We start from the raw sequence: 18,019 nt of genomic DNA on the forward strand, positions 1-18,019 counted from the left end.
TAATCTATTTATCTTAAATTGTAACTATTTCAGCATCACGTATAACATGATGTTCTTCGATTAACACACGTTCTCTATCACTTAATAATTCCAATGATTCTGCGAAAGCAAGTTTTAAATCGCCAACCCTCATATCTAATATCATAGTTAATTCTAATTCTACTGCTGTTAAATCTTCCCTTGTATAAATCATAGTTTTTTCTGTTGAACAAGGGATTGAAAGTAAACATACTTTGGAGTCATTACTTAGTAGATTATAGACCTTATACTCTATGTAGCATTCAACACTAAGCCCATCTCCATTTTTCACTGTTTCTCCAAAAGATAAAGCTAATTCTGTTTCTAGATTTCCTCCAAGCATAACTTTGCCATAGACTAAATTAAATATCTCAATAAGTGCTTCATCAACTATCGTATTCAATTCGGTTGCCCATCCCATAAAGATTTTCACCATCCGATTATAAATTAAGTTTAAGAATTAATAAGTTAGTATATTTTTAACTGTAAATTGCAAGTATCTTATATGTAACTATAACATTGTATCTTTCAAACTAACAAACAAAAAGTGATATAAACATCACTTTTAGGCAATTTTTGTCTTGATTAATAATAGATAACTGCACCATCAAAAGGATGATGCAGTATTTCATTAGATACTATTTGATTTAAGTGAATTGATTAAATAGAAATAGTTTCAACATCTTGCAGATTGTAAAAGGGAGGTTTAAGTTTATTCTGAGCTAACCACTTTTCAAAAGCATTCTTTATAATTTTTTGTAATTTTTCATAATCATCACTTGAGACATCTTTTAAATAATCAATTGCAACATTCCCAATAATTTTATTTACATTGCCCCGATATTCCACAATAAGTGAACTACAGTCAAATTCAATTTCATCAATTAATCTTGTAGTAGTTTGAGCAATAGAAAAATTTTTCCGCCCCAACTTCAAGGCTTCTTTTTTTCCAATGCGAATTGCATCTTTTTTAGTTGAAAGCAAAGGATTTTTCCATCCAGTATCTTCACCATCTATGTTGTACGTCCACATACCGTCTAAAGAGCCGATAGGTGGGGGAGTGTTTTCTATTTTTTCAATGAAACTTCCTACAAATTCCTTAATCATTTTTTACCTCACAACCTTTATTTTGATTTAGCTTGCTATAACAACTAGTTCTTTACTCGTTTCTGATGTATCTTTAAGATCATTCTTTACAACTAAAATTTGATTAGCATTTGCAAGAGTATCTACAAAATCGAATTTAAAACTGTCTTCATTCAAGACATCAATTGGAACTAATATATGAAAGGGAGTATTGTGATTTGTCTCAAAAGTTGCTACTACTGTTTTTTTACTTGAGTCCAAATCTGCAACATCTCTCTTTAAGTGATAAATGAGAGGAGAAGACGATAGCTCGTCATTTCTAACATAATGGTTTACATCGTCCATATTTTCAAAAAGCTGTATTGAACATAAGTCAGTGATATTCTTCTTTACAATGCTAGAAGGGATGTAAGCACCCTTTACAGACCATTCCATTAAAATACAATCTACATTAAAGTCAATTCCAAATCTTTTTTCTTCAAGTATATTCATAACTACACTCCTTTTTAAACTGCTTTGCTCAGTTTTAAAATTTAAAAATTATACAAGAAACAAAAAAGATTACATTTTTAATCATAAAGATTACAAAAAAGCAATCTGCGTTATTTCTAAAACAATTATAACACCATCTTTTAAAAAAACAATTATGACTACATATAAAACAAAAAGATTTTATTTTATTTTTTTATGCATTTTTTTAAAACACATTTTGTATTTCTTAGAAAAAAATGTTGTTAAGGGTACAAAAAAAGACCTCCTCTATAAAAAGAGAAGGTCTTATGATTATTTTAAATTTAAGGAAGCATTTTTTAAACACTAACCTGCCATAATTTTCGCTGTAAAAATTTTAAATACTCATTCTTCCACAAAGATACGATCTGTTTAACTAGATGCATTTCGGGTTTATTTGTATCAATATCAACTTGTGCCATAGCAGAAGCTAAACTTTCTTTTATGTCTTCTGAAACACTATCGAAACCATTCATGCGAACTCTATTATCAACAGTATCTTTTATTTTATCTTTAATCAAATTGAAGTAGAAGTCGTCATTAATCTGATTTCTTACTTTCTTAAAGCCCTGCCAATCTTCTAAATAATCAATATTGAGATATACGAGTACCTTTACAACAACAAAGCCGTTTTCACCGCTTTGAAATTGTCGCAAACCAGTCAAGAGTGATACGTCACCTTTATTTGATTCATTCGTAACCGTAACGTTATCATTATTAATTTCTTGTTCGTTCCGCATAAGTTTCCCTCACCCTCACTTCATCGTCATAAAGTGGATAAATCAACTTGATTAGTTATTCTTGGCTTCTTTGGCATTAGAAGTTTTAGCTTTAGTAAATTATAAGTCTCTTAATTATAATACCATTCTAAAAATAAATCAATTATATATTTAATTTCACTAAAAGTCAAATTGAGTTAACCTTTTTTCTTTTAGGCAATTTTAAAGTTAAAGATTATTACATTTATGATTTTAAACTTACTTACTTCTTCTAGTTAGTTAGTAGATATAAATATTAATATATATACTAATAATATATATATATAAACCTAATAATAATATATTATTAATAAAACTATATATATTATATATTAATCTATTTTTAATATATAAGAGGGCATTTATTTCTTTTACTAGAAAAAAACGCCCTGTATTTAGTCGTATTTTATTCCGTTATGAGAAAAAAACGCCCTACATTTAGTCTTAAATTGTTCAATATGTAGAAAAAAATGCCACCCTACTAAAAACCTATATTAAATTTCTAAAAATGTGCTTTTTTTAGTTTAATTATTGCATGAACCCTTGTATATCAACTAATTCGGTACTCAACCAAAATATAAAATTATATAGTCAAAAAGAATTGGTAGCATGAGTTTCTTTTAACAGAAATATATGCCACCCCTAGTTGATAGCATATAGATAGTAAGGATGGAAAAAAATGCACCCCCTCAAATACCCTTTATTCAGCCAGTGAAAAAAATGCTACCGCTTATGTGATAGCAGGACAGGGGAATGAACGGAAAAATTTGCACCCCCTCAAGTAGATCATTCATCCAGTAGAAAAAATTGCTACCTCTTAATAGATGGCAAAAAAGTTCCTATGCATTTTTATTTCCACAAATTATCACTTGCCAAAATGCAAACATTTGTTCTAAAATAGTACAAACGAATGTTCTGTATTGAGGAGCGTGTAATATGAAAGAACAACTGATAAAAGCAATGAAACGTAATCAACAAGTAGATATGATGTATGTTTCAAAAAGTGGTTCAATAACAAAAAGGCGTATTAAGGTCATTAAATTTGTTGGTAATTCATTTCAAGCATATTGTTTCAATCGCAATTCAAAACGAACATTTTTGATTGATAGCGTGTTAGCTGTTGTTCCAATCATCCATAAGGAGCGCAAAGTTGTATGTTGAAATCTGACCAAAGGCGATTGTTTCATAAATTCTTGATACTAGAAATGGCAGTTCAATCATTGCAGCGTGATTTCCCAGTAATTGAAAATTTGAAAATGAGTAAGGTTTATATACGAATCCTCGAAAAGTTATTAAAAGATACATCTCATGATTATTACAATTCAAAAAGATTGTTGGCAAAAGAGAAAATAAAATTAGTAAAGGTAGAAAAGATAGACGAGTATTTTAGTGATGTGTATATAGCTACAGCAGGTAATGATGTGGTTCTTCGATATGCAAATATGGCACTAAAAACGCAAGTGGAAAAATTGTTGAATCAACATTTAGATAAAGAAATATAACAGGCATACGAAAAATTGCCTGTTTTATTATTTGATAGCAGGGTTGGAAATCAAACGAAAAAAACGCTACCCCTCAAGTACCTCATGTAGCCAGTGAAAAAAATGCTACTGCTTATGCAATAGCAGGACAGGGGAATGAACGGAAAAAAATGCGCCCCCTCAAACCTATTAGTATAGCCAGTAAAATAAATGCCACCGCTTGTGTGATAGCAGAGAAGGGGAATCAACGAAAAAAATGCGCCCCCTCAAATCTCTTAGTATAGCCAGTGAAAAAAATGCCACCGCTTGTGTGATAGCAGAGAAGGGGAATCAACGAAAAAAATGCGCCCCCTCAAATCTCTTAGTATAGCCAGTGAAAAAAATGCCACCGCTTGTGTGATAGCAGAGAAGGGGAATCAACGAAAAAAATGCGCCCCCTCAAATCTCTTAGTATAGCCAGTGAAAAAAATGCCACCGCTTATGCGATAGCAGGACAGGGGAATGAACGGAAAAAAATGCGCCCCCTCAAATCTCTTAGTATAGCCAGTGAAAAAAATGCCACCGCTTGTGTGATAGCAGAGCAGAAGAATGAACGGAAAAAAATGCACCCCCTCAAACCTATTAGTATAGCCAGTGAAAAAAATGCCACCGCTTATGTGATAGCAGAGAAGGGGAATCAACGAAAAAAATGCGCCCCCTCAAACAGTTTATATATCTTGCAAAAAAACGCCATTGCGTATAGTTACAGATACAAAATGAGAAATTTAAAACCCCCTATCCTATAAAGGCAGGGGGTAAAGTAAAGTTTACTCAATTTTTGATTGTTTCATTTTAGGATTTTGAATGTAATCAGTCAAAGTATCCTTTAATACATCTTGTTCTTCAAGCCAATTGTAGAATGGTATTTTATTAGTAGAATTTTTTGCAGTGTGATGTTTTACCGCATTTTCTAGCCAATTAAGCACCATCGTTTTAGCTTGCAGAGTACCACTGTTAGCGATAAGAGAAAGTCGTTTAACTCCATAATATAATGCTAATGTACAATTTGTATTTAACAAAATTATTACATCTTTTTCTTGGATAGATGCACCATATTTAAAGAAGTTAAATTCTACAGTACCACCCTTTAGTCGTTCATCAATTGTTTCAACCAAAAGCGAACTATAAGGCATAACATCATATTTCGCATTGATAGAATAAAGCATTTTTAGTTGGGAAGAAGTATAACATAAGCCTTCCTCAACTTTACATAGGTACGAGGAAAGTGTTTCCCACCATTCATCATCAAAAGCTTTGGTACGTTCTTGTAATATTGATTGATTAGCAAGATCGTTATTGCTTAATGAAGGTTTAGATGGGGTAGAATCTACCCTATCAGTACGTTCTATCGGGAAATCCAATAATTCTTCTTCTTTTTCACTATATATCTGAACAAATGAAGATGAAGTGACTTCATCATTGACCATTTCAATTTGAATGTCTGGTTGGTTTTCAAATGATAATTGCTCAACTTTTTGATGTTTTGATGATTGCATAATTAAATTGTAATTATCACCATCTACATAATAGTGATTAGCTTCAAATCCTCTATAGTCAATAGATTTTTCAACCCTAATTAATTTTTTGTCTTTTAGCCTTTTGATAATTCGTTTGGCATTTGATATATCAAGATTAAGCAAATTAGCCCACTCACTATAAGTGACAGCATACTGTATTCTTGAACGCCAAAGAGCATACACCAACACCTTGAAAGTTTGACCTGTTTTATTTGTTAGTTTTGCGGAGTCTGCTGTACTTTCAGTAACTTGCATAAAGCTATCACAGTTTGGTATATCAGTAAGCGGAATAATTTTAACTTGCAAATAAGTTGTATACTTTATAGATTTTATATCCACATTAGATATAAATAAATAGCCCTTTATATGCAACCCTTGCAAAGCTTTAATTATACGATTCTTCCCTAAATTCTTTTTTGACTTACACCACATTAATCTAGAGTATAACAAGTCAACACTTACATTGGTTTGTGTTGGATTTTGTAGACTTCGATGGTACATTATTTCGTAATAGACAATAATTTCATCATCTGTAACACTACTTGTAATGTCCTGAGACGAAAGCATATTTGTGGGTATTATCACAAAACTTATTCTTTCTGCTTCATTTTCTGTAGTATTAGTGCTATAATCATCTACAAACATATTTTTTTATCTCCTTTGTAAGATGGCTTGGTCGTGTGAGGACTAAGCTATTTTTTTGTCTAAAATCCCATTTTTCCGATTACCTCCCTTGAATTTATTTTCTAAATGAAAACCTCTTAATTTTTAAAAAAGTATACCTATTCGCCCAAATGAGGGTAAAGAATACAGTTAGGCTACTATACTTATAAATAGAATTTTACCATTTATGCCAAGTGACTTCAAATCTAATTTTGATTACTAGAATGGCAACGTATATATATCTTTGTCGGTGTTTTCTATATGTTGTTCTGCTAAAGAAATATATTCTAATTTGCTTTTAGAAGGGGGTAATAGATTTAATTCTTCTTTCAGATTCTTATTCTTAATTTTTTCTTCGAACCATTTTTTAAAGTACAAATGTTTTCCTATCGTGAAATAATCAAATTCTTGTACCATACCAAAAATATCATAATACGCTAATTTATTTCTAAGCTCGAAAATATTTAGCTCAACTAGTACTTGTTTATTTGGATTAATTGTTTCACGTATATATATTTTTAATTTTTCAATATCACTCTCAGAGAAACCATCACCTGTTCCTTGTTTATATATTGACAGATGGTGTTCAGCACAGGCACTTATTGTCCCAACATTGTTTAACACATCTTTACATGCATTTAAAACGCAATTTAAATAATCACAGTTTATACTAGACGGTATTTTTCTTTTTCTTTGAGCTTCTTTAAATTCATTTAAAAGGAGATCATCGAACGAAAAGGTTGGAGAATCATCATACATATCAATAAAATTCATAAAACAATAGGCAATTTGTAAATCTATAATTGACTGCAAAATTTCCTTTAAACATTCATTTTCTACTGTAGATAATATGTCAAAGGCATCAAAAGGAGAGAGGGTATTCATTTTATTCAAAATATCTTTTGAAAGTAAATGATAGGATTCAATTATTGTTTGTTTTTGTTTAACATGGTATTCATTCAAATTGAATTACTCCCTTCAAATTAATAAAAAGCCCCACAAGTCAATGACAGTATGCATTGATTTTGCAGGGCAGTATAAACTAAAAATTAATTAGTTACATCTTGATTACCAAAAACAAATTCATATTCATTTATAATTAACAGTTCAGTTACGTTAGATTTAGTTAATCGAATATCCAAAGGTGAAGATTTACGGTAATAATCCGCATAATGCTCAACTAATTTTTCAAGTTTTTCTAAATGTGCTTCACTTAAACGTGCAGTAAAGCTTTTTTTAGTTAAAGACTTTCGTTTATCTGCATCCTCAGAATTTTTTTGAGCATGTACAGAAGGGATTGGATTTAATAAAATGTCATCTTTAAAGAGAAGTTTTTCTCCATTAGACCCCTCTTTGTTTTCTCCAAAAACTCTATCATATTCACGAACTATAATGATCTCCATTACATTTGCTTTTGTAATTTTAATATCCAGTGGTGAATTTTTACGGTAAAAGTCTGCATAATATTCCACTAATTCATCAAGTCGTTCAAGATGCAATTCACCTATACGTATAGTATAACTTTTCTTTGAGACAGACATCTTAAAACCTCCATTATAAATAATTCCAAAATCGTTTTAATTTTTCATAAAAAGTATATCATTTAGTAATATCTTTAACAATAAAATTAATTACGTTTTAAATCTTTTGTGTTTATGATTGGAATATTATAAAAACCGAAAAGTTTTCATAAAGAAAATAAAAATTAATCTTTCCATTACTTAAAATAATTAATTCAAAACAATTACACAATAAGAAAACAAATTTAAGAATATATTTTCTTTTAGAAAAGTTTTCGGTAGAAATCGGAAGAAAGCACCTTATTCTTATCTGAAAATTCTGAATTTGTATATACAAAAATATCAAGTGCAAAAAAAGCCACTAAGGAATTTTCCTTTATGAACAGAAAAAAACAACTACTTTTTCGAAGTTAGTTGTTTTTTTTTGCTTTTTGCTAGAACTGCTTGAGAATGAATATATATTTGTTTATTTGAAATACGAGTATGTCTTTTTAATTCTTTATATATCATTTTCATTTCATTTCTAGATAATAATGATTTATTAAAACTCGACCTTTTTTGTTTTGAATTTAAAAACTCTTTCAATTCAGCTATGTGAAGTACTTGAAAATTATTTTTAGATGCTTCGTATTTTATATCCGATAATATGGCATCTTCTCCAAAGATGATTAAAGAATAAAAGGGATAAGAGTCAAGATCAATTTGTCCTCTGATAGCTCTTATGTGTGTGCCATGTTGCCACAAAGGATTATATAACCACTTTGTAAAACCTTGATGATGAACTTGCCAGTAAATTAACTTGGAGTCACCTATGATAAGACCTTCGTAATTTTTAGATTCGATAATATAAATACCTGTATGATGGATGACTACCATATCTATTTCCGTTAATTCATCACTATATCTTAAAGCTTTTCCTCTAAGTAATTTTGGTAAGTATAAATTCTTTAATATATAAACATCATCATACTTAAAAGCAGTCTTAAACACTTTTTTTATTTTATCTTCACCTAATGACCCCATTTTATAAGTATTACTGTTTTCAAAATCTATTTTAGATTTACGGTATTTTTTTTGTTGGTAATACCAAGGAGAAAACAAAAGTGCCAATATGGTAAAAATAACAATTAAAGTTATATTGCTTGTCATTGTTATACCACCATTCATCAATTAATATGTATTTTTAATTTATATATATATATTTATTGTATAACAATGTATGATTTATGTATATGAATAACAACAGTTGAATTGTTTTATAATTAATTTAAAAATATTTTGTATTAAAAATGTTTCAAAATATTATTATCTTCATTATGAAATTAAATGTCGTCAAACATTTCTTTTTGAAATATTTATAGACTATTACTTTTCTTTATGATATATTTATTAATGTGATTGGCATGTTTAATTTCTTCTAATTGGATTTATAACCGATTCCGATTGGTGCTACTAACTTTACAATTGAAAATTTCTTTTAAAAGACTTCTACCATTTTGAACCGAATGGATAGAAGTTTTTTATTTACATAAAAACAGCTTTGGTAGTTAAACCAAAGCTGTTTTAAGTATTTAGATATCTCTTTAGAGTAACAGAAGTAAATTGTACAAAAATTAGTGGGTAGTAGTTAGGGAAAAAGACAATGCCGTATATAAAGCTAATGATTTAATAGTTACTAGTGTTGTATAGATGCGGTTGTCTTTATTTTCGTAATCTAACTCTACTGCGTTTGATGCTGTTAATTCTAAAGGCATATCTAAAGTAATAGGGGTGGGGGATTCCCTGTAGGCATCTAATACCTTCTCTGAGAATTGAATGGTAGATGTAACACTCTCTTTAGTTTTAATTTCTCTTAATACTAAATCCATATTTAATGGCAGGGGAGGGGGTTGTATGATTAGTTCTTCATTAAGTACTTCATCGCCATCTAATAGCTCATTAGCGAGAACTGTTTCTTTCTTTTTAAATAAATTCATAATGTATCACCCTTTGATCGTTTTATTAATAATTACTTTGCTTCTGTTCTTTTAAAATTATTTTTTAGTTTTTTAATAAATAATACATTTGCGTATTTAGTCATTAATATAGAAAGTAACGACCAAAGTACACCTATACATGACAATAGATAACAAACAATGGTGAAAATTAAAACTAATACTGAATCGAATATTAAATAAACAATACAAAGGTAGTAAGCTGTAATAATAAAAAATGCAGACATACCTAATATGCTGTGTACAAAATGATGTACCCACCAATCTAGTGTAGTTATACCTTCTAATTGTTCTTTCCTATATTGCAATCGACCTTTCAGAAGCCCTAGCATCTTTCACACGCCTTCCATTTTGAACTTTATTAATAGTATGAGATTTATATTATTTAAGAACATATTTATAAAGTAAAAATCGAATAAAACGAAATAGTTGATACAATAAAGCAACTAAAGTAATGCAAATAAAAACAAAAATTATTGCTTTTATAAGAGCAAATAGAAATAGTGAAAGTTTTTGATTATCACCAAAGAAAAAATTTAAAATAGAAAATATAGGAATACTAAGTGCTACAAATAAACACAAACGGATATACCACATGGAGAGAAGCCAAAGCATTTTATTCTTTATAAATTTAAAACTTCTTTTAAAAAATGAATCTTTCATTAATTTCTTTCCTTTAGTTCCTTTTATTGCAATGGATTTCATATTACTGCAACCCCTTTCGTTAGAGATAGCTTAATGACAATAATTACTCTATTTTGTATTTAAGTATCATAATTAAGTAATTTTCATCATAATTTGTATCTTACATTCAGTATAATTGATTCCAAAATTATTTTAAACATAATGCAGTATCAATTACATATAGATTCTATATAGTTTTAAATATGTTTTTTATTAATTGCATTTTGAAACAATTTAAAATTGTAATCAAATATTATTTCAACTATAATTCAAATAACTGAAAGATAGGAGGAGATAACGATGATGAATAACGTGGAATTAATTGGGTATATTTCATCTCCAATAGATGTAAAAACAACAAATGGAATGCAATTTACTAATGTCGTGTTATCTGTTCAGCGAGAGGAGGGGGGGAAGTTTGATACTATACCATGTGTTGCAATAGATCAATGTGTTGAACAATTAAAAGAAAGTATTAAGAGCAGTAATCTAATCAAAATAGAAGGTGCTGTACGCACTCGAAATCCTAATATTGTTGAAATTTTTATACTGGATGTTAAGCCGTCACATAGTTTTTAATTTTTATGAGAAGAAGAAGATAAAAGCCTTGTTATCAAGGCTTTCATTTTTTTCTTATATTCTTTTTTTCATTTTGTATTCTTCTAGCTTCCTGTTTAGCCAATCGGAAGGTGTCTATAATTGACTTTTTTTCCAGTCCCTTAGAATCTGACTTTACATTATCTTTGGATGATGCTATTTCCTTATTATTTGTTAAACTCAATTTCCCTGCAATTTTAAATTCATCTTTAAAAGATAATGTATTCTCAGATGAAAAAATCTCCCTTAAAGTCTTCTTAGCTACTTCTTCACCACCCCATACAAAACAAAATATATAATGGAAAGAACAGACAGTTGTTATAACCATCAAGAAAAACACAGGTGTAAATAAAATACATAATATAAAAGTGGATACTTGAAGTAATAGAACATTTTGTATCACTTCATTTGCTATTGTCATAGTTGCCATGTATACAGTAAGTAAGCCTATATATAAGGATGAACTTTTTGATAGGGGAGGATTAAGCAATAGGATGATAGCTTGACTCTTAATAACACCACGTTCATACCATTTTTTAAATGCCAATTCTTCTTTGTTAACTTTTACTTGGTCATAATCAAAATAATAGTCTTCTAATTTCAACTTTTTTCATCCTTTCAAAATTAGTGTTCGTTTAAAATAGTGAATGAAATAAATCCCATATTTTCGAAAATCTATGATGGTTTAGGATAATATTAATTATTAAATAACAGAATCCAATAATGGATGTAATGATAGCAATTACCTTCATCACTATGTCTCGGATAACTAAAAGTGCAAATAAAAATAAAACAATGCAACCTGCAAGTTGCAAAAGATTTCCCAAGCCTGTGTATTGGAATAATTTTAGAACGTATCCAATGCCTAGAAGGATTGAAGTGATAATCAATAAAAGTTTATTCATCTATTAGAATTCCTCCTTTAGTGTAGTGCTTTTAAGTACACTTAAATTTGTTTAAAAGAAATTTTAAATATCATATGCAAGAAAAAAACGGAACTAAATGTGTTCCGTTTTTTAATATCGAAAGAAATATAGATAACGTTTTACCTGTTTTTAATAGATTTATTTATTTCTACATTCTTTAAATATAAAAATTCTCCGTCAGAAAGCTGTATAGTTGAGGTTTTATCAATTGGAATACTTTTTAAATCCTCAGAAGCAATGTAACGAGCAGTTTTATAAATTTCCACCATTGATCTAGGCTCATTGTTAGTTATACTATCTTCAACATCTGCATTTCGAGTTGGTGAAACCTCATAAGTGCCTTCGGGAATATCTCGACCAACTTTGTACATGCCGTTTTTCAAAAGAGGTTTATCCTTAGAAACGATGGTTGGAGCTTTATCAATTGGATAAAGTTTAGCACCTATCACCTCTATATTTTCTCCTTCTTTTACTTCGACATATAGATTTCCTTTTTCTTGTAGAGTTGTATTGAACAAGACTTGCCAAATGTCATCTGACGATTTTAATTCTTCTTCTGATTTTTCTCGGTATACTTCAACAAACCCATAATTGTCTATATCGACCAAATATTCACCTGCCGAAATATCATTCCCAACCTCGTAAGAACCAACGCCTATAGCATATTGTTCTAACTTTTTCTCTTTGGAACTGTCTTCTTCTGAGCTAATTTCTTCTTCATATTGATTTTTAGACTTGTGATCTTTTTCTTCATCATTACAGCCTACTAAAAAGAGAGAATAGATAATTAGTAATGTGAAAACAAAAGAAGTTTTAAAAATCATCTTTTTAGGAATGTTCATTTCTAAAATGTCCTCCTCATACAAATAAAATTCACTTTTAGAAAAGTATTAGTGAAATTATATATTATTAATTTCTTTTTGTGAAGTATTTTGTTACATTAAGAAATGTAAGTATCTGTTACTTTTTTATTCATTTCAACATTCAATCAGTTTGTAATGGTTAATTGAACTGAACGGAGGGATTATATGTTCAAAGAAGTATTCGAGGAAGCTATAACAACGATTCAACAGACACCCCATAAAAATCAGTACATGCCCAATATAGGGTATACTGTTAATCCAAGCATATCTATAAAGGGAATTGAAGAAGATCAAAAGGATTTTAACTTAAATGATGCTGTAGCTTTTCGTTCTACTTTATCGAATGAAACATTGAGTCCTTCAATCACTTATGCAATAACAGATTTTTTCGTAAAGGACTTCAAAAAGCTTTCTAAAAGTAATGAACATAATTATCAAGAAAGATATGCTAAGTTAATCTTGGAATTATTGAATTTGACTAGTATTATAAGTCAAAGCATACTTTACTCAAGTATTAGTAATGGTAAAATGCTTTTACAAAATGAGATAGCTACACTATGGGCAATTGAAGATATAAAGAAAACCTTGTCATGTATAGATTTCTTGGTCAAACAGAGGAAAGATGAAGAATTATTCTGTATTAAATTACCTAGTGTTGTAATTATGCTGTTTGCCATTTCAATCCAATACGCTAATCTTAATGAGAGACTTAACATTAGAGGAAAACTTATAAACAGCCTTCCAGAGTTGAAGCCATATTTTAAGGAGTTTTAAAATTAAATTTGAATTTATTCGTTTTACATCAATCAGATTTTTGATTGGTGTTTTTTTATTATTTAAAAGAGTTTAAAAATGTTTAATTATGTATAAAAAAGTGTAAAAATATAAGAAAATACGTTCTCTTTCCTATATTAATATGGTATAATTAAAGCATCTAATTTATAAAAAAAAGAAGGTGTTTCTTATGAAAAATAATAAATCTATTATAAAAAAAATACGTGATTTACTTGAAACAGCAAATAGATCAAACAGCGTATCAGAAGCACAGTCAGCTATGGTTCTTGCACAAAAATTAATGTTAAAATATAAAATATCTGTTTTAGAAATAAAGCAAAAGAAATCATTCAATGATTTAGTTATAGATGAAAATGGAATATCTGAATTTAAACAATTAGCTTGGTGGGAGAAAGAGCTTGCAAATACAATTGCTTGTAACTTTCGAGTGAAAATATATTTAACTGCTATCGAAGAAGATGGAGTTGAAAAACGAAAGCTTAATTATTACGGAGAGAAAAGTGACGTGGAATTAGCTTCTGAAATGTACCAATTAGGATATGCAACATTAATCCATTACACTAAAAAAGCGATTGACAATTATTATCAAAACAACTTTTTTCAAACAAGAACACCCCATAACAACAATAAATTAAGTAATTCATATATACGTGGTTTTTTAATCGGACTCAAAAATAAGTTCTACGAACAAGCTCAAGAGCTAGAAAGAAATAATCCAAAACATGCTTTAGTTTTACTTGTTCCTATTGAGGTAGAAAAAGCTTATCATGAAAGATTTAACGACTTAGCTAAAGATAATCCTGTAAAACGCCCTAATGTTTTTGCCGATACAGAGGATTTATTCAAACTAGGCTTCAAAGAAGGACACGGTATTGATTTTAATAAGAGAACTATTAGTACAACGGCATAATGAAAAAATAAACTAATTTCCGACAGGGTATTCAATTCCTGTTAGGAAATTAGTTTTTATTTTGAATAAAAAGTTCCTTTATGAAAAATAAAGTGATATAATCTCAAATGTATTCACTAAAAGAAATATTATTTGTTTATTATTTGTCTTTTAGAAATTTATTTTTAATGAAAAGTGGATTTAAATATTTAACTATATATAAAGGGTGTGTGCTAGAATGTATCAAAATGAATCTTCTATGTTAATTAAGGATAAAGGACTTTTTACAATTGATGAACTGTGGTTAGATATAAAAAAGCGAGCTTGTAATGTAAATAAAGTGTCTATGGAGAAGTTTGAGCTAGTGTTTGTGGATGTCGAAGATTTTGCTTTAGAGAACAAACCAAATTTCAGTAGTTGTATATATACTTTATTTAATAGGGGTACAAAAGAAATAATTAAAGGAAGCGTTCTGATTAACCGTTGTAGACCCATACCAAAGATTTTACAAGCAACATGTTAAGGTGATATATGAACGTCACTTAGCGTCACTGATACGTCACCAATACGTCACAGCCGTTTAATTACGTCACATTATTTAAATGAAAACATATAAAATAACGCATTATTAAGTCATTGAATAACGTCACATAAATAACGTCACAAAAAATGATTATACTAACAAGTTGATTTATCATTCTCAACTTTGTTAATATAATCATTTTTATTTTGTATTAAGGTTTTGTATGAATAATGTTTCTTTTGATTTCATTATCTATTTCCTCTAGTGTCTTACGCTCGAAAGTACGGCAAACTGATATTACATGTATGTCAGCATAATGTGCTTTAGTTATGCTACTTGCTTCCTCATTGTTGCGGGCAACAACTTCAACATGTCGAATTGTATTAGTTAGGTTCATATTAAAACTAACTATAAAGAGATCATATCCATGATTGCGGAAACAATTGAAGCAGACAATATTTAAAGGCACTTCTTCAAAATTTCCAGTAGAATTTGAGTGGCATTTACATATATGATTAGTCATATGAAAGCTCCTTTTATCCATCATTAAAATATATTGCAATCGTGTCCAAATTGGCTTATAAGTGAATTTAAAATATCTTTATTATTGTTCAGTGTTAAAAAGTTAAGGTTAATAATTTCCTTCTTATGATTCGACCAAATAATATAGTTGTCATGTAAATCTATAGTTGGAACACCTGTAGTTTCTAATTCAATAATTCCATCAAAGCAATCTACTAATAACATAACTATATCATTAAGAATCAAGGTACTTACTTCATAAACTTCCCTTACTTTAAAAAGCAAATATGCTATTACAATTTCTAAAATTTGATAAGAAATCGGTACACTAACATATATAGGTATTTCATTTGTATTGGAATTTTTGAGTCTATATATAATTCGATTCGAAAGTATAATCTTTTTTTCTGAGGATAGAACTGAGAGATTATACATTTGTATTAGGTTGTTGTTTACGATCATTTTGATCTCCTTTCTATAATTAGCGTTTGGAAGCTGTATAACCTGCATTCTTAGCATCTTCTTCTGTACAAAATACCGCTTCGGGAACTATCGTTTGATAATAAGCCCCTGTAGGTAAGTGGTAAATTAATTGCTTATTCTTATTTATTTGCCCTTTTATTTTTAAGCATTTTACAGTTTCAGCAGAATCACTAGTTGTGGTAATAGCGGAGTTTGATACATAATCACTTGCATTCTCCACTATGACCAGTTCCCCTACACCATCAAGCGTATTAACTCCTATTTGTTTTTCGTCTTCGAGTTCATTACTAGGAAATCTTAAATAATTACATCCCCCTAAAATAAATACAACCAACAAAGTAAGGCACATTAATGTAGTGTGTTTCATATAAGCACCCCAAACATTTCTAAAAGTGATTTTTTTATCATAATTATATAACATAAAGTAATATTTTATAAATAATTTCCTTTTTTTAATTTGTATTGATATTTTTTTCCGTGTACAATGACAGTGAATATGCCTTTACGAAATGCTGTTTAGGTATATATCATGATGGAGGGAAGAATTATTTAATAAAGACAGGAGTGATTTGAGTGAAGGCAGAAAGCGGTTTATGCACAGAGGAGAAAATTCTTAGCGAAATTCAACAAGTACTAACTACGTTTGAAATGAATGCTCCTAAAGGTGAAAACCCATTAATTCAACTTAGTTTTAATGAAGTTTCATTTCTTGTAGAACAAGTAATCAAAAGTCGGAGTACAGCAGAACAATTAACTAAACAACTAAACGTCCAAAATGAAGTTCAACGTATTTTAGTGGATTTATCAAAGCAATTTAAAACTAGAGGAAAAAATCATAAAAAGCACAATTTAGCATTAGTAAATCAAATATTAACTATTATCAATACTGTTGGTTTAACAATGCAAACTAGTGAACCTTTAGAAGTTATTTCAAAAGACCCTAAAATCGTAAATTTAAATAATTACAATTACAATAAAATTCCATCATTTGAAGAAATAAAGTCCTATTACCACAACCAAAGTTAAACATGAAAGGTATAAGAAAGCGAGTGATTCAATATGAGCTATCATTTATCTGTTACCGAAAGAGATATAATCATGGAATCATTGTCACCTGCACAAAGAGATTATTTGTTAAATCACATTCAACGTGGTAAGAGGACAGCTTTTGCTAATGTTATGGCACGATTAAAAGGAGTTACTATCAATAATCATGATTCTGATACATTAGAACTCATTGAACAGCACTTAGATGGTTGGGTACTTGTTCAGATTATTGATAGTGGTTTCATTAATCCAAAGACAAGATGTGAATGTGGCAAACCATTGCGGTATCAGTATATTGTCCAACATAAAAAAACAAAAGAGATTTTAAAATTTGGTATTAATCACTTTGAACAACATGTTAATTTACCTCATGGCGTTGTGAAGGATGTATTAAAAGGTTTCAAAGAAATTGATTATGAATTAGATGAATTGTTAATCAAAATAAAAAACGGTGTAAAATCGGAAAAAATATTATCGTCTTTACAAATCGGTTTAAGAGAGTCTATTCCAATACCAAATAACTTGAAAGAACAAATAGCTTTGGGATTGCCATTGTTAGAAAATCAAATAGCAATGATTTTTAATGCTAGAAAGCAGTTGCTTAGTAGACACAGTAAATCAGCAAACAAGCTTGTTCGAGAATATAAAGAACAGCAATATGAAGTACAAAAGAATAAGCGAGATCAACGACAGGCGAAATATAGAAAAGAAAGAGAAGTAAGGTTTAACAATTGGCAAAATGAAATTGAAATGGATGCTCAAATATCTGATGAATTAATCAGCAGTTATGAAGATGAAAGAGAGCTTCTTGTAAGTAAAATCAGACCCTATATAAAGAACAATACTTCGATATATGAAATTGCTTTTCTTCTCATTTTAAATAATGAACGTAGCCTAAGTAGAATTTGTTCTATTCTTATTGATTACTTTGATGCAGATAGTAGTTTGTTCAAAACAGGAAGACCAAAAGTGTATGCAGAGGTATTTTTGGTACTACAGCAATTTGTTAAAACAGGTAATTTAGTTTTACTCGAAACATCTAACCGCTTTGATTGTCTATATGTAATTCCGAAAAAAACATTGGATTAGGCTTATACAATTTTT

At 29.3% G+C, this 18,019-nt stretch carries 23 protein-coding genes; 8 read left to right on the plus strand and 15 right to left on the minus strand.

Annotated elements, in window-relative coordinates; all coding sequences use genetic code 11:
* Positions 1-13 precede the first annotated feature (13 nt).
* The 4 genes from ABC382_RS00550 to ABC382_RS00565 all read right to left on the minus strand — a co-directional run bounded on the left by ABC382_RS00550 (position 14) and on the right by ABC382_RS00565 (position 2,354).
* A complete protein-coding gene (locus tag ABC382_RS00550) occupies positions 14-439 on the minus strand; it encodes a hypothetical protein (protein WP_412926397.1) in 426 nt (141 codons plus the stop codon).
* 239 nt (positions 440-678) lie between these two features.
* On the minus strand, positions 679-1,125 hold the full coding sequence (locus ABC382_RS00555; protein ID WP_412926398.1) for a hypothetical protein: 447 nt from the start codon (positions 1,123-1,125) through the stop codon (positions 679-681).
* 27 nt (positions 1,126-1,152) lie between these two features.
* Entirely contained in the window at positions 1,153-1,596 is a 444-nt protein-coding gene (locus ABC382_RS00560) for a hypothetical protein (RefSeq protein WP_412926399.1), read from the minus strand.
* 317 nt (positions 1,597-1,913) lie between these two features.
* Positions 1,914-2,354 (minus strand): hypothetical protein, encoded by a 441-nt coding sequence (locus ABC382_RS00565; RefSeq protein ID WP_412926400.1) that lies wholly within the window; start codon positions 2,352-2,354, stop codon positions 1,914-1,916.
* Positions 2,355-3,308: 954 nt separating this feature from the next.
* Between ABC382_RS00565 and ABC382_RS00570 the strand changes: the two genes are divergently transcribed.
* A complete protein-coding gene (locus ABC382_RS00570) occupies positions 3,309-3,533 on the plus strand; it encodes a transcriptional regulator (protein ID WP_412926401.1) in 225 nt (74 codons plus the stop codon).
* Positions 3,527-3,874 (plus strand): YhjD family protein, encoded by a 348-nt coding sequence (locus ABC382_RS00575; protein WP_412926402.1) that lies wholly within the window; start codon positions 3,527-3,529, stop codon positions 3,872-3,874. The genes ABC382_RS00570 and ABC382_RS00575 overlap by 7 nt, the downstream gene beginning before the upstream one ends.
* A gap of 785 nt (positions 3,875-4,659) precedes the next feature.
* On the opposite strand, the gene ABC382_RS00580 is transcribed toward ABC382_RS00575, so the two are convergent.
* The 6 genes from ABC382_RS00580 to ABC382_RS00605 all read right to left on the minus strand — a co-directional run bounded on the left by ABC382_RS00580 (position 4,660) and on the right by ABC382_RS00605 (position 10,291).
* On the minus strand, positions 4,660-6,054 hold the full coding sequence (locus ABC382_RS00580; protein WP_412926403.1) for a hypothetical protein: 1,395 nt from the start codon (positions 6,052-6,054) through the stop codon (positions 4,660-4,662).
* 237 nt (positions 6,055-6,291) lie between these two features.
* Positions 6,292-7,035, minus strand: a complete 744-nt coding sequence (locus ABC382_RS00585; protein ID WP_412926404.1) for a hypothetical protein — start codon at positions 7,033-7,035, stop codon at positions 6,292-6,294.
* 86 nt (positions 7,036-7,121) lie between these two features.
* On the minus strand, positions 7,122-7,613 hold the full coding sequence (locus tag ABC382_RS00590; protein ID WP_412926405.1) for a hypothetical protein: 492 nt from the start codon (positions 7,611-7,613) through the stop codon (positions 7,122-7,124).
* A 375-nt stretch (positions 7,614-7,988) separates the two neighbouring features.
* Entirely contained in the window at positions 7,989-8,741 is a 753-nt protein-coding gene (locus ABC382_RS00595) for a nuclease-related domain-containing protein (protein WP_412926406.1), read from the minus strand.
* A 464-nt stretch (positions 8,742-9,205) separates the two neighbouring features.
* Positions 9,206-9,568, minus strand: a complete 363-nt coding sequence (locus ABC382_RS00600; RefSeq protein WP_412926407.1) for a hypothetical protein — start codon at positions 9,566-9,568, stop codon at positions 9,206-9,208.
* A gap of 399 nt (positions 9,569-9,967) precedes the next feature.
* Positions 9,968-10,291 (minus strand): hypothetical protein, encoded by a 324-nt coding sequence (locus ABC382_RS00605; protein ID WP_412926408.1) that lies wholly within the window; start codon positions 10,289-10,291, stop codon positions 9,968-9,970.
* 279 nt (positions 10,292-10,570) lie between these two features.
* Here ABC382_RS00605 and ABC382_RS00610 point away from each other — a divergent pair, with 279 nt between their 5' ends.
* Positions 10,571-10,849 (plus strand): single-stranded DNA-binding protein, encoded by a 279-nt coding sequence (locus tag ABC382_RS00610; RefSeq protein ID WP_412926409.1) that lies wholly within the window; start codon positions 10,571-10,573, stop codon positions 10,847-10,849.
* A 43-nt stretch (positions 10,850-10,892) separates the two neighbouring features.
* On the opposite strand, the gene ABC382_RS00615 is transcribed toward ABC382_RS00610, so the two are convergent.
* Positions 10,893-11,471, minus strand: a complete 579-nt coding sequence (locus ABC382_RS00615; RefSeq protein ID WP_412926410.1) for a hypothetical protein — start codon at positions 11,469-11,471, stop codon at positions 10,893-10,895.
* A gap of 441 nt (positions 11,472-11,912) precedes the next feature.
* Positions 11,913-12,635, minus strand: a complete 723-nt coding sequence (locus ABC382_RS00620) for a hypothetical protein (RefSeq protein ID WP_412926411.1) — start codon at positions 12,633-12,635, stop codon at positions 11,913-11,915.
* A 186-nt stretch (positions 12,636-12,821) separates the two neighbouring features.
* On the opposite strand from ABC382_RS00620, the gene ABC382_RS00625 reads away from it, so the two are divergent.
* The 3 genes from ABC382_RS00625 (at position 12,822) to ABC382_RS00635 (ending at position 14,863) form a co-directional block, all read left to right on the plus strand.
* Positions 12,822-13,430 carry a hypothetical protein gene (locus ABC382_RS00625; RefSeq protein WP_412926412.1) on the plus strand — a complete coding sequence of 203 codons (609 nt, stop codon included), beginning with the start codon at positions 12,822-12,824 and terminating at the stop codon, positions 13,428-13,430.
* Between the two features lie 190 nt (positions 13,431-13,620).
* Positions 13,621-14,361 carry a DUF2786 domain-containing protein gene (locus ABC382_RS00630; RefSeq protein ID WP_412926413.1) on the plus strand — a complete coding sequence of 247 codons (741 nt, stop codon included), beginning with the start codon at positions 13,621-13,623 and terminating at the stop codon, positions 14,359-14,361.
* A 217-nt stretch (positions 14,362-14,578) separates the two neighbouring features.
* Positions 14,579-14,863 (plus strand): hypothetical protein, encoded by a 285-nt coding sequence (locus ABC382_RS00635; protein WP_412926414.1) that lies wholly within the window; start codon positions 14,579-14,581, stop codon positions 14,861-14,863.
* 211 nt (positions 14,864-15,074) lie between these two features.
* On the opposite strand, the gene ABC382_RS00640 is transcribed toward ABC382_RS00635, so the two are convergent.
* From ABC382_RS00640 to ABC382_RS00650, 3 genes are read right to left on the minus strand one after another with little or no spacing between them, the layout of a single operon-like run.
* Entirely contained in the window at positions 15,075-15,386 is a 312-nt protein-coding gene (locus ABC382_RS00640) for a hypothetical protein (RefSeq protein WP_412926415.1), read from the minus strand.
* 23 nt (positions 15,387-15,409) lie between these two features.
* Positions 15,410-15,847 carry a hypothetical protein gene (locus ABC382_RS00645; protein ID WP_412926416.1) on the minus strand — a complete coding sequence of 146 codons (438 nt, stop codon included), beginning with the start codon at positions 15,845-15,847 and terminating at the stop codon, positions 15,410-15,412.
* Positions 15,848-15,866: 19 nt separating this feature from the next.
* A complete protein-coding gene (locus ABC382_RS00650; RefSeq protein ID WP_412926417.1) occupies positions 15,867-16,235 on the minus strand; it encodes a sunset domain-containing protein in 369 nt (122 codons plus the stop codon).
* 206 nt (positions 16,236-16,441) lie between these two features.
* Between ABC382_RS00650 and ABC382_RS00655 the strand changes: the two genes are divergently transcribed.
* Together ABC382_RS00655 and ABC382_RS00660 are read left to right on the plus strand one after the other, a co-directional pair.
* The gene (locus tag ABC382_RS00655; protein WP_412926418.1) at positions 16,442-16,894 is read left to right on the plus strand and encodes a hypothetical protein; all 453 of its coding nucleotides are present in this window, start codon (positions 16,442-16,444) and stop codon (positions 16,892-16,894) included.
* Between the two features lie 72 nt (positions 16,895-16,966).
* A complete protein-coding gene (locus tag ABC382_RS00660) occupies positions 16,967-18,004 on the plus strand; it encodes a DUF3895 domain-containing protein (protein ID WP_412926419.1) in 1,038 nt (345 codons plus the stop codon).
* Positions 18,005-18,019 lie beyond the last annotated feature (15 nt).

The sequence above is a fragment of the Lysinibacillus phoenicis genome, from assembly GCF_047238325.1.
Taxonomy (GTDB): Bacteria; Bacillota; Bacilli; order Bacillales_A; family Planococcaceae; genus Lysinibacillus; species Lysinibacillus irui.

Coding starts and splice junctions, on each gene's coding strand:
- ABC382_RS00550 (WP_412926397.1), bottom strand. CDS start 439: ATGGGATGGGCAACCGAATTGAATACGATAGTTGATGAAGCACTTATT.
- ABC382_RS00555 (WP_412926398.1), bottom strand. CDS start 1,125: ATGATTAAGGAATTTGTAGGAAGTTTCATTGAAAAAATAGAAAACACT.
- ABC382_RS00560 (WP_412926399.1), bottom strand. CDS start 1,596: ATGAATATACTTGAAGAAAAAAGATTTGGAATTGACTTTAATGTAGAT.
- ABC382_RS00565 (WP_412926400.1), bottom strand. CDS start 2,354: ATGCGGAACGAACAAGAAATTAATAATGATAACGTTACGGTTACGAAT.
- ABC382_RS00570 (WP_412926401.1), top strand. CDS start 3,309: ATGAAAGAACAACTGATAAAAGCAATGAAACGTAATCAACAAGTAGAT.
- ABC382_RS00575 (WP_412926402.1), top strand. CDS start 3,527: ATGTTGAAATCTGACCAAAGGCGATTGTTTCATAAATTCTTGATACTA.
- ABC382_RS00580 (WP_412926403.1), bottom strand. CDS start 6,054: ATGTTTGTAGATGATTATAGCACTAATACTACAGAAAATGAAGCAGAA.
- ABC382_RS00590 (WP_412926405.1), bottom strand. CDS start 7,613: ATGTCTGTCTCAAAGAAAAGTTATACTATACGTATAGGTGAATTGCAT.
- ABC382_RS00595 (WP_412926406.1), bottom strand. CDS start 8,741: ATGACAAGCAATATAACTTTAATTGTTATTTTTACCATATTGGCACTT.
- ABC382_RS00600 (WP_412926407.1), bottom strand. CDS start 9,568: ATGAATTTATTTAAAAAGAAAGAAACAGTTCTCGCTAATGAGCTATTA.
- ABC382_RS00605 (WP_412926408.1), bottom strand. CDS start 10,291: ATGAAATCCATTGCAATAAAAGGAACTAAAGGAAAGAAATTAATGAAA.
- ABC382_RS00610 (WP_412926409.1), top strand. CDS start 10,571: ATGATGAATAACGTGGAATTAATTGGGTATATTTCATCTCCAATAGAT.
- ABC382_RS00620 (WP_412926411.1), bottom strand. CDS start 12,635: ATGAACATTCCTAAAAAGATGATTTTTAAAACTTCTTTTGTTTTCACA.
- ABC382_RS00625 (WP_412926412.1), top strand. CDS start 12,822: ATGTTCAAAGAAGTATTCGAGGAAGCTATAACAACGATTCAACAGACA.
- ABC382_RS00630 (WP_412926413.1), top strand. CDS start 13,621: ATGAAAAATAATAAATCTATTATAAAAAAAATACGTGATTTACTTGAA.
- ABC382_RS00635 (WP_412926414.1), top strand. CDS start 14,579: ATGTATCAAAATGAATCTTCTATGTTAATTAAGGATAAAGGACTTTTT.
- ABC382_RS00640 (WP_412926415.1), bottom strand. CDS start 15,386: ATGACTAATCATATATGTAAATGCCACTCAAATTCTACTGGAAATTTT.
- ABC382_RS00645 (WP_412926416.1), bottom strand. CDS start 15,847: ATGATCGTAAACAACAACCTAATACAAATGTATAATCTCTCAGTTCTA.
- ABC382_RS00650 (WP_412926417.1), bottom strand. CDS start 16,235: ATGAAACACACTACATTAATGTGCCTTACTTTGTTGGTTGTATTTATT.
- ABC382_RS00660 (WP_412926419.1), top strand. CDS start 16,967: ATGGAATCATTGTCACCTGCACAAAGAGATTATTTGTTAAATCACATT.